The sequence below is a fragment of the Veillonella sp. T34266-5 genome (assembly GCF_002959815.1).
Taxonomy (GTDB): domain Bacteria; phylum Bacillota; class Negativicutes; order Veillonellales; family Veillonellaceae; genus Veillonella; species Veillonella atypica.
The window spans coordinates 35,711-55,582 of sequence record NZ_PPCZ01000001.1; the positions used below are offsets into that span (position 1 = coordinate 35,711).

Below are 19,872 nucleotides of genomic sequence, written 5' to 3' on the forward strand. Positions count from 1 at the left end.
ATTGATAATATTATACTAATATGAGTATATGTGAATGTGTTTATATATTTATGTCATTGATTTTATAAAAAAGCGTATGCCTCATAGGATATATATGAGTACATACGCTTATTTGAATAAATATTATTATGTAAAACTTTGAAAAATTATTGTAATTTTTCTAGTAATGCTTTAAGGAATACGTATACATGTTCTACAGAAGGTAGATGTACGCGTTCCATATTTGTATGTGGGCTAATGATTGTTGGACCAAAGCTGATCATTTCAGTATTTGGTAAAACATTCTTTAATAAGCCACATTCTAGGCCTGCATGAACAGCGTTTACACGAGCAGGGGTATCGGACATGGTATTGTAAAGTGCGATAACTTGTTCCTCTAGCTTAGAGCCTTTATCGTATTCCCATGCAGGATAGCCGCCGCTGCGAGTAGCAGAAACGCCTAATGTATCGGCAAGGAGTAACAATTTTTTAGATAAGTATTCCAAGCTATTTTTATTGGAACTACGTACAGATACGAGGATGTCTATCGTATGTGTGCCCTCAGAAACGATAGCGAGATTATCCGATGTTTCTACAAGACCTTCGATGGTTTGGCTCATAGAGTGAACCCCATCTTCTGCAAGATAGAGATAGGAAATTAAGGCTTCTGATGTATCATCAGCATACACGGTTTCCGGTGTAGGAATTTCTTCTACTACGAATGTTAAATCAGGATCCTTGATAGCAAATTCGTGTTTGTATTCTTTTTCGTAGAATTTGATAAGGGTCTTAATCGCTTCCATATCTTCGTTGCGTACAGACATGGTTGCAACGGCTTTAGATGGAATGGCATTATGTTTAACGCCACCTACAAAAGAAGCTAGATTAAAGGAATATTGTTTTTCTAAATCATAAAGAACGCGAGCAAGTACTTGGTTTGCATTAGCTCGTTGTTCGATGATTTCAATACCGGAATGACCGCCTTTTAAACCTTTAACAGTTAATGAAAGACCTGCATCATAACCAGGTAGATTGTTTTCACGCAATAGTGGAATGGATACATTAACGTGGCAACCGCCAGCGCAACTTACACAGAATTCATGTTCCACTTCTGTGTCTAAGTTGATTAGATAATCGCCTGTTACTTGGCCTTCTTTTACTGCTGCAGCACCATCCATACCTGTTTCTTCGTTAGTTGTGAACAATACTTGTAGGGGACCATGTTGTTGGCTCTTATCTTCTAGAACTGCTAAAATCATAGCGCCGCCCATACCATTATCGGCACCTAATGTAGTATCATCGGCATGCATCCATTCACCTTCAATGATGTTGGCAATAGGGTCTTTAGTAAAATCATGGTTGGAATCATGACCTTTTACGCATACCATATCGATGTGACCTTGAAGGATAACGGATGGACGATTTTCATAGCCTGGTGTAGCCGGTTTTTTGATGACTACATTCCACTCACTATCTTGTGTGGCTTCGAGTCCGAGGTTATGAGCAAAATTGACGATATAATCGCTAATGCCCTTTTCATTGCCAGAACCACGTGGAATTTGGCTCATTTCTTTAAATATTTCTAATACACGTTTTGCTTGAACGATTGTGTCCATAGGGTACCTCTCATTCTGAAATATATCCTATACATTTTAGTAAAATAGGACGATTCATGTTTATTCATTAGTTAATAAGTAATTATTATCTATAATATAGTTATATCACATGTACTATGAATAGAAAAGACGATGTATATAGTTTATAATAGTATCATGCGTAATGAATAACGAACGCGCTGTATTATATACCTTTTATTTATGTAGGATGGTGAAAGTATGCAACATGAACGTCGCAACATTAGTATGCTAATGGATCTCTATGAGATGACCATGGCTCATGGGTACTTTACGAAACAAGACAATACAGACCGCGTTGCCTTCGACGTATTTTACCGTCGCAATCCAGACAAGGGTGGCTTTGCTATCTTTGGCGGATTGGAACAAGTTTTAGAATACATTATGAATCTTCATTTCGATGAGGAGGATATAGCGTATTTTAAATCATTACATTTGTTTAGTGATGAATTTTTAGAGTATTTGCGCAATTTCAAATTTACCGGTGATGTATATGCTTTCAAAGAAGGCACCATCATATATCCGAATGAACCGATTATGACTATCGTGGCTCCTCTTATCGATGCACAAATCGTGGAAACGGCAGTACTGACTATGATCAATCATCAATCGCTTATCGCTACAAAGGCGAACCGCATTGTACGCGCTGCTGATGGGCGCATTGTATCCGATTTTGGTGCGCGTCGCGCTCACAATGTTGATGCTGCAGTATATGGCGCACGGGCGGCTTTCATAGGCGGTGTCAATGGGACTGCCACAGTTCTAGCAGGACAACAATTTGGTATTCCTGTGAATGGTACCATGGCACATAGTTGGGTCATGTACCACGATTCTGAATACGAAGCATTCAAAGCCTATGCTGAAGTGTATCCGGACAGCGCTGTGTTCTTGGTTGATACTTATAATGTTTTAGAATCTGGTGTACCGAATGCTATTAAGGTGGCCCGCGAGGTATTAGAGCCAATGGGGCATCGTTTGAAAGGCATTCGCCTCGATTCTGGTGACTTGGCGTATCTAGCTAAGCAAGCGCGCCACATGCTCGATGATGCAGGCATGAATGATTGTAAAATCATGGCGTCTAACAGCCTTGATGAATATACGATTTCATCCTTGTTAAATCAAGGTGGGCCTATTGATATCTTTGGCGTAGGGGAACGGTTGATTACGTCGAAAACGGATCCTGTATTCGGTGCTGTGTATAAGATTGCAGGCGTTGAGAAACGCGGCGTATGGGAACCGCGCATTAAGATTTCTGAATCTGTAGAAAAGATTACCAATCCTGGTTTGAAACAGGTATATCGCGTTTATAATGAGGATGGTCGCGCCATTGCGGAGCTATTGACATTACCTGGTGAAGTGCCATCTACAGACAAACCATATCGCTATATTGATCCAGAAAAGCCATGGCGAGAATTGTACTATGAAAACTGTACATTTAAAAATATGCAGGAACTCATGATTAAAGGGGGCGAACAAATCGTACCATCCCCAACATTGGAATCGATACGATCCTATGTACAAGACCAATTAGCTCATGAAATTTGGCCGGAAGAACAACGCTTTGAAAATCCACATCGTCACTATCTAGATATGAGCCCTGATTATTACCATATGAAGATGGACTTATTAAATCGTATTGGTCGTAAAAAATAGGAGGATCTATGCTTACACATCCAGAACGAACAAAAGAGGAATTAGTAGCGTGGATTCGGGACTATTTTGAACAAAATGGACCTACCTGTTCCGCTGTAGTCGGCATTTCGGGCGGTAAGGATTCAACCGTGGTAGCCGCTATTTGTAAGGAGGCGCTTGGTGCAGAACGCGTTGTAGGCGTCCTTATGCCAAATGATGTACAATCCGATATAGATGATGCAAAAGAGGTGGTTACGCATCTTGGCATTCCCTATATGATTGTGAATATTGGTAATGCCTATCGTGCATTGACAGAGGCCATTGTACAAGGCGAAGGCTTTTCCCGTGTAACAGGCCGTACAGAGTTAGCACGAGATGCAGAAATTAATACACCACCTCGTTTGCGGATGGCCACATTATATGCGGTAGGTCAAAATTTACCACATGGTGCACGTGTGGCTAATACATGTAATGGATCTGAAGACTATGTGGGTTATTCTACAAAGTTTGGCGATGCAGCAGGTGATTTTAGTCCATTGGCTAATCTCGTGGTTGAAGAGGTGCGTCAGATTGGACGCCTTTTGGATATTCCACGTCATTTAGTAGATAAAACGCCGAGTGATGGCCTCAGTGGTCAATCCGATGAGGATAAACTAGGATTTACCTATGCCATTCTCGACCGGTATATTCGAACCGGTGAAATTGAAGATATAAAAACGAAGGAGCGCATTGATTATCTACAACGCATCAATCGCCATAAACTTGAATTAATGCCTTCTTTTAAACCGTCTACATTATGATATTTATAGGAGGATATGATGACTAAGAAAATTGCAATCATTGGTACAGGCGGTACCATTGCGGGCCAAGGAGCTTCGGACACTGATTTGACGGGTTATACGGCAGGTGTATTGCCCTTAGAAGAAATTATATCCTCTGTCCCTGGCGTTAGAGAGTATGGACCTTTTGTGTGCAATCAATTTTGTAATATTGAAAGCTCAGATATAACGCTATTTCAATGGGTCCGCCTATCGAAATTAGTACAAAAATGTGTAGATAATGATGATGTTGCAGGTGTTGTTATTACACATGGCACGGATAGTATGGAGGAAACAGCGTATTTCTTACATCTTACTGTTCATACTGATAAGCCTATCGTTATAACCGGTTCGATGCGTCCTGCAGGTGCTGTCAGTGCTGATGGCCCTATTAATTTGTTACAGGCTATACAAGTGGCTCGAACACCAGAGTCTTATAATAAGGGTGTACTAGTCGTTATGAATGGCTATATTGATGGTGCACGGGATGTAACTAAAATGAATACAACTAACGTGGCGACCTTTGGTAGTCCTAATGCAGGTCATCTTGGCATTGTGCAGGATGGTGCAGCCCGTTACTATATGAGCCCTTTGCGTAAACATACTATGGAATCTGAATTTGGCTTGCCAGACGATGATGATTTGCCACGTGTTGAAATCTTAACATGTTATGCAGGTATTGAAGAAATTATGGGGCTTGCTATAGTAGCAACGAACCCATCTGGTTTGATTCTAGCTGGGTTAGGACATGGTACGATACCACAACCTATCCGCAAGGTAACATCTAATTTACCAATACCTGTTGTACGCGCATCGCGTACAGGTAGTGGCATAGTATCTAAGGTTCCTCAAGATGCGGACGCAGGCTATTTTGTGTGTGATAGCTTGTCACCTCAAAAGGCTCGTATCTTGTTGATGTTAGCGTTACAAAAGGAACGAACTTGTAAGGATTTAGAACGCATATTCGGAGAATACTAAGCATTACAAGTAATGGTATGCAAATAAGATAGACATAAAAAGACCCTTTGCGATTATTCACAAAGGGTCTTTTGCTTGCATCGATTATTCAGTGCCGATGGCATTTTCTAATGCTCGTTGCACACCTAGGTATACAGCTTTGGCTAATGTGTCACCAAATAGGGAATAGGATCCGGCATCCGTCAATACATCGCCATTTGTATTGATAGTTAAGATGATGCCATCTGTTGCCGTTCCTGTAGCGGAGGTGTTCATTTCTTTTGCTAAACTGTGATCTATTTGTGTATTGTATTTAGGAATGGCTTTGGTACTTTCTACCTTCCAATCTTGTAATGCTGCCGTTTTAGCCTCGGTAATCGTCATGATAGCTTTCACCATCGCACTATCTGTTAAGGCCTTGTTGGTGAATACGAGGATATTTATCGTGCCAGGAGTGTGGAATTCACCATCTTTTTCTTCATAACAATAACCTGTTCCTGCACGATGGGCCGTTTGCTTATACCCCCCAGTAACAATGGTTTCAACGATTGTATCGCTTTCTTGTACCATTGTATACGCATGAAGGGATGGTGTAGCCGAGGTTAGCAGTGCAGTGCTGAAATGTACAGGCACATCGATGTGCTCAAATTCTTGAGCTAAATAGTTTGCCACAGAGCCACCAGGTAAATCTTTTTCTGTTTCAATATGGTAGGTTAATTGTTGATTGCGTACACCTAATGTATGGTGAAAGCCTCCGTTTAATTGACCACTGCTCAAGGAATAGTGAATGTCGTCAAAGAGTACGGTTACAGAGTTACATTCTTTAGTGACATGACCACCGGATATTAGTTCATCTGGCGCTGTATATGGATTATTAGACATATAGGACTCCCTAGTTTATCATTGTTAGATATAGAATATAAAGCTATAATAAAAGGTAATATTTTATTATCTTCATATAAGTTATTTATAATACGTAATATTTATATGTGAAATTATATCATATGTTTACCATAGATTTGAGTAAGTCACCTTGAGAATTGTGGAGGTATACATGTACGAATTCTTAGCAGCCGCATCAGAGCTGTTGTTTAAAGATGCCAATGTCTTGTTAAAATTGAGAGAATGGTTTCTGAGCCAAGCGGGTAATATTCTGCTAGCACTCATTATATTTGTAATAGGCCGCTATCTTATTCGGTGGGTTAAAAATTTTGCTGTTCGTGTGATGACACGTGCCAATTATGATTCTGCAGCGATGAGTTTTGTAACCCAAATTATCAACTACCTATTGCTCATTGGTTTGGTTTTGATCTGCCTTAACCAAATTGGTGTTCCCACTACATCCTTTGTGGCTGCTTTTGGTGCCTTTGGTTTAGGTATCGGCTTGGCATTACAAAATAATATGTCAAACTTAGCATCCGGATTATTGATTTTAATATTTAAGCCATTCCGCGCAGGCCACGTTATCCAAGTAGGTGATGTGGTAGGTAGTGTTACGGCAATTCAATTTATGTATACCATCATCATTACAAAGGATCAAAAACAAATCTATATACCAAACTCATTGCTTACATCACAAAACGTTACGAATATTACCAATACAAAGGTACGTGTCATTCCTTTTGTGTTTGATATTGGGTATAATAACGACCATCATGAGGCGATAAAGATCTTAAAGAATGTCTTTGCTAATGATAAGCGCATTCTTGATGTTAAAAACTTGGAAATCGGTATTTCTGAGTTTGGAGATAACTCTGTAAAAATTTCAGCTTTTGCCCGCGTTAAGACCAATGATTATTTAACTGTACAATACAGTATCATGTCTGATGTAAAGGATGCCTTTGATAAATATGGTATCGATATTCCATATCCGCAACGTGTAGTATATGTACAAAATGTAGATACTTCTACGGGTGAACTAAAAGGAACAAAGAAAAAAGCTACTGCAACGAATATGGATATATAGTGCAAGCGAACAATAATTGATTGTTAGAACTAGAAAGAGAGATTTATGACAGATTTAATAATGAATAAGCGTTCAGTATGGCAATATTTTGTACTGACGCTAGCTTTCATCAGTGCCATGTGTATTGGCACGGTCGCTCGTGCTGATGCACCTACGCCACCATCTACCATTGGTGAAGCAGTGGTGCTCATTGATGCAGATACAAAAGAAATTTTATTTGCTAAGAATCCTGATAAATGGATGCATCCGGCGAGTACTACGAAAATGGTAACCTTATTAACAGCGCTTGAGTTAAAAGGAACACAATTAGATGAGTTGGCTACGATTAGTCCGTATGCGACGAGCATGGAAGAGTCCAATCTTGGCGTGCAAGTAGGTGACCAAATCACCTTGGAAGGTGTTCTAGAAGGCATGATGGTAGCATCTGGTAATGATGCGGCCGTAGTTGTGGCAGAGAATGTAAGCGGTTCTGTAGAAAATTTTGCTAAGGATATGAATCGCATAGCAGCTAAGGCAGGGGCTAAAAATAGCGTATTCCTCAATCCTCATGGGCTGACCCAAATGGGACATCATTCGACGGCACGCGATTTGGCTTTGATTGCAGCGTATGGTATGAAGTATCAAATGTTCCGCGATAAGGTGGCAAATGATTACTATAAGGTGCCATATCAAAATCGTGCACCTGAAACGATTCGCACTACCAATCATTTCATCCGCAATAAATACCCTGGTGCTAATGGTTTAAAGACAGGCTTTACAAATGCGGCTGGTGAATGTTTGATCGCATCGGCTACGCGAAATGGGCACACTATGATTGTGGTGATGCTCAATGATGACAACCGTTGGAATGAGGCTGTTCAGTTCTTAGACTATGGTTTTAAATTACGCGGTGTCATTTAATAAGATAACTATTTGGTTATACAAACTATAAAAGGTCCTACCTTCTGGTGGGACCTTCATTGTAAGGGGGATATGTATGAGTTCATTTTTTGCTTTTTTAAAACGGATGCGCTTTATTAATCGTTGGAGCTTAATGCGCAATACGGAAACGGAAAATATTCAAGAGCATAGCCTTGAGGTGGCTATGGTAGCCCATAATTTAGCGGCTCTTAAAAATGAATATTTTGGTGGTAACCTAGATATTAACAAGGTTGCCGTCATTGCCATGTACCATGAGGTGAGTGAAATCTTTACAGGGGACATGCCGACGCCTATTAAATACTTTGATCCAAAACTTCGTTCCTTGTATGGCGAGGTGGAAACCTTAGCGCAAGAAAAAATGCTTAGTACATTGCCGGAACGATTGCAATCCGTTTATAAACCATATATTGTGGATGCTGAAACATTGCCTGAATGGCCGATTGTGAAAGCTGCCGATACCTTGTCCGCTTATATGAAATGTGTCAATGAATTACATGCGGGCAATGATGAATTCAAGGAAGCTCACGATACGATTTTGGCTAAATTGAAAGCTCTTAATATGCCAGAGGTAGATATGTTCATCAAAGAATATGTACCGGCCTTGAGTGAATCCTTGGATAAACTAAATTACTACAAAATATAGTATGTGGTATTAAGGTTTGTTGATATATTCCTGATTGCGTATCAATATTTTTTTGCCGCGCCATGAGAAGGCTCGATGGCCATATTTGGCTTTAAATTCCTTATTTGTCATCGATTCTAATTCGGTAATATCCACATAGGGTTCGACAGATTGAAATTCAATAATAGGTGTTGTAGGCAAGTCTTTATTATGAGGGCAAATCTCTTGGCACACATCACAACCAAATACTAAGGGTGATTTCTTGATGATGGACTGTTCGTCATCAGTGAGATTACCTTTTTTTTGCGTTAAATAGCTTTTACAGGTGGCGTAATTAAATGCATTGCCATCTAGACATTGCCCTAAACAGGATGTAATGCACCGATTACAGCCCACACACGTATCGGTCATAGGCGTATTGGGCTCGAATTCTAATGTGGTGAGCACAGTACCGATGACGATATAAGAACCCCAAGTTGGATTGATAAAGCATTTATTTTTCCCATAGAACCCAAGGCCTGCTAAATAGGCCATGTAACGATCAGCCAAGGGGCTCGTATCGCAATGGATAGAGAACAATGCATCTGGGGTGTTCGTTTTTAGTTCATCTACGAGGCGTTGCAAATAGTCTGTCACTACCAGATGGTAATCTGTGGCCCAGGTGTAACGAGATAGGTTTGTAGGCCCTTCATGTGCTACATGATAGGGAAATAGACAGACGATGGCACTGCGTGGCATAAACTCAGATGTGCCAGTCAATCGTTCCTCTAGGTCAGCGGCTGTAAAGGGACATGGATTGGATTCCCGTAAGATTTCGCGCGCTTCTCGAGGAAGTGGCCACGATGTGGTACCTACTACCGGTATATGTAATTGTTTGCAAACTTCTTGTAATTTTATATTGTTTGTCATAGATTTACGATGTAATAGTTGTTACAATTATATATATAAGCAAAAATAAAAGGTTTTATGGCAACATTGCTAATATAAATGGCTTAAGATAATGATTGTTTTTAGTATACCATTGTGAGGATAGATTATGTTAGCCTTTTTGAAAGTATTACAACCGAAGACGGTGGAAGAGGCCTATGAAATGGCCGTAAAAAATAAGACGGCACCGATGCTTGCCGGTGGGTGTTGGCTGCGCTTAGGTCGCCGTACATGGCCTGCAGTAATCGATATGGCAGGATTAGATTTACGATATGTTCGTGAAGAAGATAACGAATTTGTTATAGGTGCCATGGCGACACAAGGCGATGTAGAACGATTTGAACCATTACAACGCTTTTGTGGCGGCGCTGTAGTACGTGGCGTCAAAGAAATTCTAGGCGTCCAATTTAGAAATATGGCTACCATGGGCGGATCCGTGGCTAGCAAATTTGGCTTTTCCGATATCATTCCAGCTCTGCTAGCGGTTCATGCAGACATCGTAACCTATAAGGGTGGTCGTATGTCCATGAAGGATTATATGAATTATCGGGAACGCGATATTTTAGTTGAAATTCGCATCCCTAAACGGGAAGTGCCTGTTGCGGTTGAGGCGTTGCGCATTTCTCGTGGTGACTTTCCGTATTTAACCGGTTCTATTCGCCGTGATGATACAGCCTATGAAGTTTATATTGGGACTCGTCCAGGTTCACCACAACTGGCGGAGAAAGCGAGTGCTTTGCTTTCAGAAAAAGGATTGGATGCATTGGACGAGGCAGCACGGGTTGCATCAGAGGAATTAGTATATCAAAAGAATTCTCATGCATCGAAGGAATATCGTATAGAAATGGCTAAAGCCATGGTTCGCCGGTTAGTTAAGGAGGTGGCACAATAATGGAATTAGTATTGAAGATTAATAATAAGAACGTAACCGTTAATGTGCCAGCAGACGAAATGTTATTAACTACGTTGCGCAACTTAGGTTATTATAGCGTACGCTGTGGCTGTGATACGACAAACTGTGGTCTATGTACTGTTTGGGTAGATGATGAAATCACACTATCCTGTGCATATCCTACATTCCGTGCGCCAGGCCATTCCATCACGACCCTCGAAGGTCTTGAAGAGGATGCATCTTTATTAGCAGATTGTCTTGCTTCTGAAGGGGCTGACCAATGTGGTTTCTGTACCACCGGTATGATGATGAGTGCTATCGCATTGAAACGTAGAAATCCAAATGCCAGTGATGATGAAATCCGAGAATATTTGATTGGTAATCTCTGTCGCTGTACTGGTTATGAATCACAGCTTCGCGGCGTCCGTAAATATCTACAAGGAGGTTTATAATGAAGCACATTGGTAAGTCTTATGATAAAGTCGATGCCAAGGGCATACTCAGTGGTAAACCTTCCTATACAGGGGATTTTGTACCAAAAGACGCCCTTATTATTAAGGTGTTACGTAGCCCTCATGCGCAAGCGCGAATTAAATCTATTGATACATCTAAAGCGAAATTAATCCCCGGTGTAGAGGCTATTTTTACTTATGAAGATGTGCCGAATACGCGTTTTACCTTAGCTGGTCAAACCTATCCTGAACCATCTGCTTATGATGCGTTGATTCTCGATCCTGTAGTCCGCTATGTAGGCGATGAAGTGGCTCTCGTAGTGGCTAAAGATGAAGCTACTGCATTAAAGGCTATGCCTCTTATTAAGGTTGAATACGAGGTTCAAAAACCAGTACTCGATTTGCGTACGGCTATGGACCATGAAACAGTAGTCCATCCGGAAGATGATATTCTCAATCATATTCCGGTAGGACAAGACTATAAACGCAATATTTGTGTATCCTACCATAAGCGCGTTGGCGATATTGAAGGGGAACTCGCTAAATGCGATTACGTAGTAGAAGGCACATATTTCGACCAAGCTACGCGTCAATCTGCAATGGAACCATTCCAAAGCTTTGGCTATATCGATCATTTAGGGCGCATTGTTATCGTCAGCTCCACGCAAATCGTGTTCCATGTGCGCCGTCATATTGCACGAGCACTAGGAATTCCTGCATCTAAAATCCGCGTTATTAAACCTCGCATTGGCGGTGGTTTTGGCTCGAAACAAACGGCTTGTACCGAATTGATGACAGCATTTGTAACATGGAAATTACAAAAGCCATGTTATTTACTATATGATAGAACGGAAGCACAAACTTGTTCTACTACACGTCATGCTCGTGAATGGTATATCCGCGTAGGGGCTACCAAGGATGGCATTATCCAAGTTATCGATATGGACTCCATTACCGATGCAGGCGCTCATGCAACACACTGCTTTACGACAACCACAGCAGGGGAACATAAGTCTGTTCCATTGTATAACAAGGCAAAAGCAGTACACTATGGCACCGAAGGGGTTTACATGAACCATACGCCGGGCGGAGCCTTCCGTGGTTATGGCGCTACAGAGGCTTTGTGGCCTTTAGAATGTGCAGTAAACCGTTTGGCGGACGAAATGGGAATCGACCCAGCGGAACTTCGTCAAAAGAATCTAATTGCTGCCGGTGAACGTAGCTTAGTGTATGATCCTGATGAAATCATGGATTCTGGCCTATTCCAAGAAACTGTAAATAAGGTTAAGGAAATGGCTCGTTGGGATGAACGTCCTCATAGTTGGGATATTGATGAGCGCTATCGCGGCGGTTTGGGGATGGCTCTTGCTTTACAAGGGTCCGGTGTTGCTAATATCGATGTAGCATCCGTAGAAATTCGTCTTGGCGATGATGGTAACTACACATTGTATACGGGCTCTTCCGATATGGGGATGGGGGCTAATACAATTCTTACACAAATGGCTTGTGAAGCTCTTGGTTGTCCGATGGAATCTATGACGGTTGTCGAATCTGATACGGATATCGTACCATTTGATCCAGGTTCATACGCATCGAGTACGACCTATGTAACGGGTACAGCTGCGAAGATGGCGGCTGAAGAACTGAGAGAAAAGATAATCCATAAATTAGCGCAATTTATGGATGTTAAACCAGAAGATATTGATTTTGATGGCTTAGTAGGTACGACTAAGGACGGTACAAAGAAAATGTCCGTTCAAGAATTAGCGCCTAAACTATTAGTCGGAACTACATCCGAACAACTAACGGGCTTTGCAACATGGGGTAGTCATACATCTCCACCACCATTCATGGCTTCTATCGCTGAAGTTAAGGTAGATAAACAAACGGGGCAAATTATACCGTTACATATGTATAATTGTGTAGACTGTGGTACCGTTGTGAATCCTAAACTAGCGCGCGTACAGGTTGAAGGCGGCGCAGTACAAGCCATTGGTATGGCTTTGTATGAAGACGTTAGATACTCTAGTAATGGTCGTTTAGAAACCAATAATTTCATGACCTATAAGATTCCTACACGTCAAGATATTGGTGAATTACATACAGCCTTTGTTGAATCATATGAGGAAAGTGGTGCATATGGTGTTAAATCCATCGGTGAAATTGTTATTAATACAGCTTGTCCCGCAATACAACATGCTGTAAAAAATGCAGTTGGTGCGGATATTCGTACATTACCTATGACACCAGAGAAGGTATTTATGGGGATGGACGAGAAATATAAAGTATAACCATTTCTACATTCCTAAAGGGGGCCTCGTGCTATGACATCACAAACGCAGTACTGGAATCGTCTTATCCAACCTGGCATTGTCGCATTGGTTGGGGCTGGCGGCAAAACAACGGTCTTATCTAAGCTAGTCGAGTATGGTCGGTTGCAAGGACAACCTATCGTAGTGACGACTACGACACAGTTGTATGAATCACAAGTGGCTCAATATGAACCTATTTACACAAAAGATATCAACGATGTTGATGAATATTGTACAAAACGTATTCAACAAGGTTATTGTGGCGCCTGGTTTAATGGTATTACACGAACTAAGGTTGATGCTGTAGATTGTGAAAGCATAGATGGCCTTAGTGCGTTACATCCAAACTGGCAAATCGTTGTTGAAGCGGATGGGGCCAAAGAGAAATGGCTTAAGGCACCAAAACATACGGAACCTGTTATCCCAAGTCAAACAAAGACGACTATAGGGGTGGTGAACCTTCAAATGCTAGGTGCATCCCTTGATGAAGATCATGTTCATAATTTGGAATTAGTTCAATCCATTGTACATCGCGAAGAAGGTTCCATTGTAACACCTCATATGCTTGCTCAAATCGTGCTTCATAAACAAGGGCTATTCCAATATAGTAAGGGTAAGAAAATCTTGTTCTGCACGGGTTATGACACGGTACAACATCGTATCATTGATGATTTCATAAGTCATGTGGTAGATAGTGATATCACGGCTATTGTATTGGCTGATGGGTATAAGGCTAGTTGTGAAATTCGTCGCATTATTCAATGTCGCTAGGTAACAAAATGGAATATAAGACAGGTGAAAGCGCTCCCTTTGGGGGCGCCCTTTCACGAGAAATACCTCGTATTGGCCTTGTTTTGTTAGCAGCAGGTCAGTCTCGACGAATGGGAACAAATAAGCAATTACTTCCGTGGCGCGGAAAGACGATTCTTGATGCTGTATGTCATGGATTACAAATTGGATGGGAACAAACTAATCCTTTATGGAATTTAAAAACCTACCCAATGGTTGCCGTTACAGGTGGGGACCATGATATTGACCATATTGCGAGCAGTTATGGATTTTCCATTATTCATAACGAATGTTCTGATTTAGGTCAAGGCACATCCATCGCATTAGGCGTGAAATACTTGATGAATGAATTTGGTACACGAGCTTTAGATGGTATTATTTGCTCTGTGTCTGATCAACCGTTACTGAAACCAATGGTTGTCGAACAGCTCATCACTAGCTTTCAACAGCATAGGGATGAAACAAATAGAACAATCGTAGTACCTAAATATGGAACAACTCAACACCCTGGCAATCCAGTTTTGTTTGGTGCCCATTGGTTTGAGGCGTTGCAACACATCGAGGGTGATCAAGGTGGACGCACGATTATTCGCGGTGTGGGGCATAATTTTGTAGAATATGTAAGTATTATTCCTGAATGGGGATTTGATATAGATACGCCAGAGGATTATAACGATTTACAACATCGTGAAAGTGAGGGTGTATGAAGCCTTTAATACTTGTGCGTGGAGGCGGCGATATCGCTTCCGGTGCAATTTATAGATTGAGACGTGCAGGGTACCCTGTAGTGGTTAATGAAATTGCTATACCTACTATGATTCGCAGAGAGGTTAGTTATGGAAATGCGGTTCATTGCGGTGAAATGATTCTTGAAAGGTTAGTCGCCCGTCATGTATGTATCGATGAAATTCAGGATACGTTAGCACAAGGTGTGATTCCTGTTGTTACATCGTCCTATGAAGAGTTATTAGAACAACTGCATCCAGATGTTGTTGTCGATGCCATTTTAGCTAAAAAGAACTTGGGGACTACAAGGCTAGATGCACCCTTTGTTATTGGTGTAGGTCCTGGATTTAGTGCAGGTCGCGATGTGAATGTAGTCATCGAAACTATGCGTGGTCATAATTTGGGACGCTGTATCTATGATGGTGAAGCGGAACCTAATACGGGTATTCCTGGCAATGTGGGTGGCTATACGCATGAACGGGTGATTCATTCTCCAAAGGCTGGTCTATTTACAGCCAAACGCCATATTGGCGATGAGGTGCAAGCTAATGAAGTGATTGGTTATGTCGATGAAGAACCGGTGCGGGCTAAGATTACCGGTACATTACGAGGTATTTTAAAAACGGGACTTATCGTATCTGACCATTTTAAATTGGCTGATGTGGATGCTCGTTGTGAGGAATCGCATTGTTATAGTATTTCTGACAAATCCCTCGCTGTCGGCGGCGGTGTCTTAGAGGCTGTTACAGCATGGGACTATGAAAGGAATAAAGATGGAAAGCATTTATGATATTATGAAAGACCGATTACAGGTGATGGAGCCAACATTTTTGGTGACCATCCTATCGGGGCCTCGCCAAGGGGATAGAACTATCTATAATCAGGATGGGGATATATTATATGGTGACGCTATAGAAGGCTTTACACTAAATAGAGTCAAGCCGAATGCTTTATGTGTATTTGGTAGCACTGAATGTTTTGTTGAACCTGTTGAAAAGGATCCATCTGTACTTGTCCTTGGGGCTGGCCATGTAAGCCGTGCCATTACGGATTTATTATTATTTATCGGATGTCGTGCTACGGTTGTTGATGATCGACCTGAATATGTGGTGCCTGAATTCTTTGATGAGCGTGTAACAAGAAAATGTTTGCCTTTGGATGCTTTTAGAGACAAGTTACCTCTTGATGAATATAATGGATTTATTATCGTTACGAGAGCCCATGAATTCGATAACACATGCCTTGAACAATTGAGAGATCAACTGCCTACTTATATGGGTGTTATGGGCAGTCAACAACGCATTCATTATGCATTAGAAAATTTGAAAGCCAAAGGTTGGACGCAAGAGGAACTCGATATGATCTATGCTCCTATTGGCCTGGATTTAGGTGCTCAAACACCAGAGGAAATTGCTTTATCTATCGTCAGTGAGTACCTTGCTGTTGTACGAGGTAAACAAGGTCAGTTTTTACGCAGAAAGAGAGTTGTAAGTCATGAATCGTGAGTTTGTAGAATATTTGAGTCAACGCACAGATGAAACACTAGCAGTGGCAACAATTCTTCATACGGCTGGTTCTACGCCTCGTAAAGCAGGTACCTCGATGGTTGTATTCCCTGATGGATCTATTTTTGGCACTATTGGCGGTGGCCGCGCAGAAAATGAAATACGCCTCAGTGCTATTGATTCCATGAAGAAGAAGGAGCAACATCGACGTATTGAAGTAAAATTAAATGATGATGTAGCCGTAAAAGAAGGCATGGTCTGCGGTGGATGCATGGATGTGTGGATTAAAACGCAAAATGTATAACCCTGTTTTAAATTTACAGTGCTCATAAAATGCGATAAAATATAAGGTACAGCTAATGTAATGGCTGTACCTTATTATTTTGTATAAGGAGTTGCACATATGCATTTTGAAGCCCTCATACATACCTTTAGAATCCTTGATCTCATCGATATCTTGACGGTTGCTATCGGTATTTACTATATGTATAAACTCTTAAAGGATACACGCGCTGTAGCCTTGCTAAAAGGGTTATTATTTTTGGCTATTTTGAATGTTTTAAGCCATGTAATGAATCTGTATGTTATTAACTGGATTCTCCAACAAGGGATGACCGTTATCCTCTTTGCGTTACCTGTCGTGTTCCAACCGGAATTACGTCGTGCCCTAGAGCAACTTGGGCGTGGCCGTATTTTTAGTAAAGCACAGAATGTAAACGAAGAAGAAATGGACATGGCTATCAATGAAGTGATGGCTGCTGCACGCGTTATGTCTCGTGAACATACAGGGGCCCTCATCGTATTTGAACGCGAGGTAGGTTTAAACGACTTTATTGATACAGGCATTATTGTTGATGCTGTACTTAGTCGGGAATTGATTAAAAATATTTTCGTTCCTAGTACACCTCTTCATGATGGGGCTATGATTATCCGTAATGGCCGCATTCAGGCTGCAGGTTGTTTATTGCCGCTTACCGAGGACCGTACATTGAGTACCGAACTTGGTACACGCCATCGCGCGGCTATCGGTCTGTCTGAACAAACAGATGCAGTTGTCGTTGTTGTCAGCGAAGAAACGGGTGTCATTTCTTATACCTATGGCGGACATATTTATCGTCACTTACCAGAAGATCAAATTAAAGAGGCCCTTCGTACATTTATGGAAAGACCTCGTCAAAATATTACGAGCATGTGGAAATGGGGTGGCAAGAAATGATGATTCATTTGAAACGCAACTGGCCTGCAAAAATACTTTCATTATTGGCAGCCATCGTCATGTGGTTTTTTATTATGCGCGACCAAAATCCTGTGATGGAGGTTTCCTATACGGTGCCTGTACAGGTGCAAAATTTGGCAGCTAATTACATCATAGAGGATGCACCTCAATATGTACGCGTTACGCTTAGTGGGCCTCGCGATACGATTATTAATTTGAAGTCTGATAACCTTAAGGCCTATATAGATGCATCAGGGATTTCAACGGGTCAAAATAATGTGACTATCCATTTCAATCCTCCATCGGGAATGAACATAGTTGAGATTAAACCTGATACGGTAACGATTAATGTTGATGAATATGCATCAAAGAAATTACCTGTTGAAATTGTGCCAATCGGACAAATTCCGGATAATGTGGCCATGAAATCGGTTACTGTGATTCCGAAGGAAGTCACTGTATCCGGTCGTAAACAACAAGTAATGGCTGCCACACGGGTTGTCATGAAGGTTAATGTGGCTGGTCAAACTAAAAACTTTAGCGCTGTTGCTGATTTGGAAGCTTGGGATAATGCGGGCAATGTGCTCGATGTAAATATTAGCCCAACACAAGGCCAAGCACAGTATGAATTAAATTTACTTAGAAAAGATAAAGCCGTACCTATTTCGGCAATAACCGTAGGTCAAGTAGCGGATGGTTATGAAGTCAAAGGTATTACGATTAAGCCTGTACAAGTAACAATTACAGGCCGTGAAGAAATGGTGGATTCTGTTTCGGAGCTTAAGACGGAATCTATTGATATAAGTAATGCTACGGCACCTATTGATGGTACCTATAATATAGTAATTCCTGATGGCCTTACTAGTAAGATGACTACGGTTCATGTAACAGTGGATATACAAAGAAAAGCATAGATATGATAAGAATAATAAATCTTCGCGTAGCCGTTACCGTAAAGGCTACGATTGAGGAAATAGTAGAAAAGAAATACCCTCAACTAAAGGGGCATATACAGAAAATTCATGTGGTGAGACGTGCCGTTGATGCTCGTAAGAAACCTAATATTGTATTTGTGTACACCCTTTTTGTAGAGGCTCAACATGAAGAAAAAATCATCAAGAAACTAGGTAAGCAAAAGGATGTTACCTTATTTACACCTGAGGATCCAGAACCGATTGTAATTGGTGATAGACCTTTAGCACATAGGCCTGTTGTGATGGGCTTTGGTCCCGCAGGTATGATGGCGGCCTTTTACTTAGCCCGTGAAGGCTATCGCCCTATCGTGTTAGAACGGGGACAGGATGTAGATACTCGTGCGAAGGATGTGGAAACATTTTGGAAAACGGGATCCTTTAAACCTGAATCGAATGTTCAATTCGGTGAAGGTGGGGCCGGTACATTTTCTGATGGTAAATTGACTACGCGCGTCACACATCCGCGGTTGCATGAAATTTCAAAATACTTTGTAGAATTTGGGGCGCCGGAAGAAATTCTATACAAGCATAAACCTCATGTAGGAACAGATAAATTGCGTCATATGGTAAAAGCCATGCGTGAGCGCATTATCGAATGGGGCGGCGAAGTCCGCTTTGGAGCTAAGGTAACCGATGTATTCGTTAATCTGGACCATGTGGTCGGTATCGAGGTGAATGGTGCGGAACGTATTGATACGACTTTAGTTTTATCTGGTGTAGGTCATAGTGCACGAGATACCTATGAAATGTTATTTAAACGCGGTATCGATATGGTGGCTAAACCATTTGCTATCGGTGTTCGCATTGAGCATCCTCAAGATGTCATCGATCAATCTCAGTACGGTGTGGATCCAAGAAGCCTAGGTTTAGGTGCTGCTGAGTATTCCTTGGTATATCATGATAAAGAATCGGGGCGTACGGCCTATAGCTTCTGTATGTGTCCTGGTGGGCAAGTGGTCGCATCTGCGTCCGAACCGGGCGGTGTTGTAACCAATGGTATGAGCTTGTATGCTCGTGATAGTGGCGTGGCAAATAGTGCTATCGTCGTAAACGTAGGCCCTGATGATTTTGGTACCCATCCTTTAGATGGCGTAGCATTTCAACGAGAATGGGAACGCAAGGCTTATAAATTGGGTGGTTCAAACTTTAATGCACCGGCTCAAACGGTAGGTTCTTTCTTAGGCCAGGCTGATGCGCCGTCTGTTGAAAGCAGTATACATAGTTATGAACCTCATATCGTAGATTGCGATTTGCACCAGTGTTTACCTGATTATGTATCGTCTGTTTTAGAACGGGCCTTACCGTATTGGGGACGCCGTATCAAAGGCTTTGATAACCCTGAAATCTGTATGACCGGCGTTGAAACGCGCACATCTTCTCCTCTTCGTATGGGTCGTGATGAAAATCGCGTATCCACTACAGTCGGTGGCTTTTACCCGATGGGGGAAGGTGCAGGCTATGCGGGTGGCATCATGAGTGCCGCCTTGGATGGTGCAGAAACGGCGATTGCGTGCATGAGCATGTATGCAAAACCTAATGAATGATACTTT

The 19,872-nt window shown here is 41.6% G+C and carries 20 protein-coding genes; 17 read left to right on the forward strand and 3 right to left on the reverse strand.

Annotated features, from left to right (window positions below; translation table 11 throughout):
* Positions 1-146: 146 nt before the first annotated feature.
* The gene (locus VIHSUH07_RS00180; protein ID WP_105083462.1) at positions 147-1,595 is read right to left on the reverse strand and encodes an aminoacyl-histidine dipeptidase; all 1,449 of its coding nucleotides are present in this window, start codon (positions 1,593-1,595) and stop codon (positions 147-149) included.
* Positions 1,596-1,814: 219 nt separating this feature from the next.
* On the opposite strand from VIHSUH07_RS00180, the gene VIHSUH07_RS00185 reads away from it, so the two are divergent.
* From VIHSUH07_RS00185 to VIHSUH07_RS00195, 3 genes are read left to right on the forward strand one after another with little or no spacing between them, the layout of a single operon-like run.
* The gene (locus tag VIHSUH07_RS00185; protein ID WP_105083463.1) at positions 1,815-3,266 is read left to right on the forward strand and encodes a nicotinate phosphoribosyltransferase; all 1,452 of its coding nucleotides are present in this window, start codon (positions 1,815-1,817) and stop codon (positions 3,264-3,266) included.
* 8 nt (positions 3,267-3,274) lie between these two features.
* On the forward strand, positions 3,275-4,045 hold the full coding sequence (nadE, locus tag VIHSUH07_RS00190; RefSeq protein ID WP_105083464.1) for an NAD(+) synthase: 771 nt from the start codon (positions 3,275-3,277) through the stop codon (positions 4,043-4,045).
* Between the two features lie 18 nt (positions 4,046-4,063).
* Complete coding sequence (locus VIHSUH07_RS00195; protein WP_105083465.1) at positions 4,064-5,041, forward strand: asparaginase; 978 nt, start codon at positions 4,064-4,066, stop codon at positions 5,039-5,041.
* An 84-nt stretch (positions 5,042-5,125) separates the two neighbouring features.
* On the opposite strand, the gene VIHSUH07_RS00200 is transcribed toward VIHSUH07_RS00195, so the two are convergent.
* Positions 5,126-5,902 (reverse strand): adenosylcobinamide amidohydrolase, encoded by a 777-nt coding sequence (locus VIHSUH07_RS00200; RefSeq protein WP_105083466.1) that lies wholly within the window; start codon positions 5,900-5,902, stop codon positions 5,126-5,128.
* Between the two features lie 172 nt (positions 5,903-6,074).
* On the opposite strand from VIHSUH07_RS00200, the gene VIHSUH07_RS00205 reads away from it, so the two are divergent.
* The 3 genes from VIHSUH07_RS00205 (at position 6,075) to yfbR (ending at position 8,550) form a co-directional block, all read left to right on the forward strand.
* The gene (locus tag VIHSUH07_RS00205) at positions 6,075-6,986 is read left to right on the forward strand and encodes a mechanosensitive ion channel family protein (RefSeq protein WP_105083467.1); all 912 of its coding nucleotides are present in this window, start codon (positions 6,075-6,077) and stop codon (positions 6,984-6,986) included.
* A 45-nt stretch (positions 6,987-7,031) separates the two neighbouring features.
* Positions 7,032-7,886 (forward strand): D-alanyl-D-alanine carboxypeptidase family protein, encoded by an 855-nt coding sequence (locus tag VIHSUH07_RS00210; protein WP_105083468.1) that lies wholly within the window; start codon positions 7,032-7,034, stop codon positions 7,884-7,886.
* Positions 7,887-7,962: 76 nt separating this feature from the next.
* Positions 7,963-8,550, forward strand: a complete 588-nt coding sequence (gene yfbR / locus VIHSUH07_RS00215; protein ID WP_105083469.1) for a 5'-deoxynucleotidase — start codon at positions 7,963-7,965, stop codon at positions 8,548-8,550.
* Between the two features lie 9 nt (positions 8,551-8,559).
* Here yfbR and VIHSUH07_RS00220 read toward each other — a convergent pair whose 3' ends face one another.
* Complete coding sequence (locus VIHSUH07_RS00220) at positions 8,560-9,438, reverse strand: epoxyqueuosine reductase (RefSeq protein WP_105083470.1); 879 nt, start codon at positions 9,436-9,438, stop codon at positions 8,560-8,562.
* A gap of 127 nt (positions 9,439-9,565) precedes the next feature.
* Here VIHSUH07_RS00220 and VIHSUH07_RS00225 point away from each other — a divergent pair, with 127 nt between their 5' ends.
* From VIHSUH07_RS00225 to VIHSUH07_RS00275, 11 genes are all read left to right on the forward strand, one after another.
* Complete coding sequence (locus VIHSUH07_RS00225) at positions 9,566-10,348, forward strand: FAD binding domain-containing protein (protein WP_105083471.1); 783 nt, start codon at positions 9,566-9,568, stop codon at positions 10,346-10,348.
* A complete protein-coding gene (locus VIHSUH07_RS00230) occupies positions 10,348-10,800 on the forward strand; it encodes a (2Fe-2S)-binding protein (RefSeq protein WP_105083472.1) in 453 nt (150 codons plus the stop codon). Before VIHSUH07_RS00225 ends, VIHSUH07_RS00230 begins: the two co-directional genes overlap by 1 nt.
* Complete coding sequence (locus VIHSUH07_RS00235; protein ID WP_105083473.1) at positions 10,800-13,091, forward strand: xanthine dehydrogenase family protein molybdopterin-binding subunit; 2,292 nt, start codon at positions 10,800-10,802, stop codon at positions 13,089-13,091. The genes VIHSUH07_RS00230 and VIHSUH07_RS00235 overlap by 1 nt, the downstream gene beginning before the upstream one ends.
* 33 nt (positions 13,092-13,124) lie before the next feature.
* Entirely contained in the window at positions 13,125-13,883 is a 759-nt protein-coding gene (gene yqeC / locus VIHSUH07_RS00240; RefSeq protein ID WP_105083474.1) for a selenium cofactor biosynthesis protein YqeC, read from the forward strand.
* Positions 13,884-13,891: 8 nt separating this feature from the next.
* Entirely contained in the window at positions 13,892-14,608 is a 717-nt protein-coding gene (locus VIHSUH07_RS00245) for a nucleotidyltransferase family protein (protein ID WP_105083494.1), read from the forward strand.
* A complete protein-coding gene (gene yqeB, locus VIHSUH07_RS00250; RefSeq protein WP_105083475.1) occupies positions 14,605-15,417 on the forward strand; it encodes a selenium-dependent molybdenum cofactor biosynthesis protein YqeB in 813 nt (270 codons plus the stop codon). The genes VIHSUH07_RS00245 and yqeB overlap by 4 nt, the downstream gene beginning before the upstream one ends.
* Complete coding sequence (locus tag VIHSUH07_RS00255; RefSeq protein ID WP_105083476.1) at positions 15,401-16,132, forward strand: XdhC family protein; 732 nt, start codon at positions 15,401-15,403, stop codon at positions 16,130-16,132. Before yqeB ends, VIHSUH07_RS00255 begins: the two co-directional genes overlap by 17 nt.
* A complete protein-coding gene (locus VIHSUH07_RS00260) occupies positions 16,122-16,436 on the forward strand; it encodes an XdhC family protein (RefSeq protein WP_016476022.1) in 315 nt (104 codons plus the stop codon). The genes VIHSUH07_RS00255 and VIHSUH07_RS00260 overlap by 11 nt, the downstream gene beginning before the upstream one ends.
* Before the next feature lie 99 nt (positions 16,437-16,535).
* Entirely contained in the window at positions 16,536-17,348 is an 813-nt protein-coding gene (cdaA, locus tag VIHSUH07_RS00265; protein WP_005375475.1) for a diadenylate cyclase CdaA, read from the forward strand.
* Positions 17,345-18,262, forward strand: coding sequence for a CdaR family protein (locus VIHSUH07_RS00270; RefSeq protein WP_105083477.1), 918 nt, complete (start codon positions 17,345-17,347; stop codon positions 18,260-18,262). The genes cdaA and VIHSUH07_RS00270 overlap by 4 nt, the downstream gene beginning before the upstream one ends.
* Before the next feature lie 2 nt (positions 18,263-18,264).
* Positions 18,265-19,866, forward strand: a complete 1,602-nt coding sequence (locus VIHSUH07_RS00275) for an NAD(P)/FAD-dependent oxidoreductase (protein WP_105083478.1) — start codon at positions 18,265-18,267, stop codon at positions 19,864-19,866.
* Positions 19,867-19,872: the final 6 nt, after the last annotated feature.

Excerpts from the sequence above, each read along its gene's own strand:
- VIHSUH07_RS00180 (WP_105083462.1), bottom strand. The coding sequence starts at position 1,595 with ATGGACACAATCGTTCAAGCAAAACGTGTATTAGAAATATTTAAAGAA.
- VIHSUH07_RS00185 (WP_105083463.1), top strand. The coding sequence starts at position 1,815 with ATGCAACATGAACGTCGCAACATTAGTATGCTAATGGATCTCTATGAG.
- nadE (WP_105083464.1), top strand. The coding sequence starts at position 3,275 with ATGCTTACACATCCAGAACGAACAAAAGAGGAATTAGTAGCGTGGATT.
- VIHSUH07_RS00195 (WP_105083465.1), top strand. The coding sequence starts at position 4,064 with ATGACTAAGAAAATTGCAATCATTGGTACAGGCGGTACCATTGCGGGC.
- VIHSUH07_RS00200 (WP_105083466.1), bottom strand. The coding sequence starts at position 5,902 with ATGTCTAATAATCCATATACAGCGCCAGATGAACTAATATCCGGTGGT.
- VIHSUH07_RS00205 (WP_105083467.1), top strand. The coding sequence starts at position 6,075 with ATGTACGAATTCTTAGCAGCCGCATCAGAGCTGTTGTTTAAAGATGCC.
- VIHSUH07_RS00210 (WP_105083468.1), top strand. The coding sequence starts at position 7,032 with ATGACAGATTTAATAATGAATAAGCGTTCAGTATGGCAATATTTTGTA.
- yfbR (WP_105083469.1), top strand. The coding sequence starts at position 7,963 with ATGAGTTCATTTTTTGCTTTTTTAAAACGGATGCGCTTTATTAATCGT.
- VIHSUH07_RS00220 (WP_105083470.1), bottom strand. The coding sequence starts at position 9,438 with ATGACAAACAATATAAAATTACAAGAAGTTTGCAAACAATTACATATA.
- VIHSUH07_RS00225 (WP_105083471.1), top strand. The coding sequence starts at position 9,566 with ATGTTAGCCTTTTTGAAAGTATTACAACCGAAGACGGTGGAAGAGGCC.
- VIHSUH07_RS00230 (WP_105083472.1), top strand. The coding sequence starts at position 10,348 with ATGGAATTAGTATTGAAGATTAATAATAAGAACGTAACCGTTAATGTG.
- VIHSUH07_RS00235 (WP_105083473.1), top strand. The coding sequence starts at position 10,800 with ATGAAGCACATTGGTAAGTCTTATGATAAAGTCGATGCCAAGGGCATA.
- yqeC (WP_105083474.1), top strand. The coding sequence starts at position 13,125 with ATGACATCACAAACGCAGTACTGGAATCGTCTTATCCAACCTGGCATT.
- VIHSUH07_RS00245 (WP_105083494.1), top strand. The coding sequence starts at position 13,892 with ATGGAATATAAGACAGGTGAAAGCGCTCCCTTTGGGGGCGCCCTTTCA.
- yqeB (WP_105083475.1), top strand. The coding sequence starts at position 14,605 with ATGAAGCCTTTAATACTTGTGCGTGGAGGCGGCGATATCGCTTCCGGT.
- VIHSUH07_RS00255 (WP_105083476.1), top strand. The coding sequence starts at position 15,401 with ATGGAAAGCATTTATGATATTATGAAAGACCGATTACAGGTGATGGAG.
- VIHSUH07_RS00260 (WP_016476022.1), top strand. The coding sequence starts at position 16,122 with ATGAATCGTGAGTTTGTAGAATATTTGAGTCAACGCACAGATGAAACA.
- cdaA (WP_005375475.1), top strand. The coding sequence starts at position 16,536 with ATGCATTTTGAAGCCCTCATACATACCTTTAGAATCCTTGATCTCATC.
- VIHSUH07_RS00270 (WP_105083477.1), top strand. The coding sequence starts at position 17,345 with ATGATGATTCATTTGAAACGCAACTGGCCTGCAAAAATACTTTCATTA.
- VIHSUH07_RS00275 (WP_105083478.1), top strand. The coding sequence starts at position 18,265 with ATGATAAGAATAATAAATCTTCGCGTAGCCGTTACCGTAAAGGCTACG.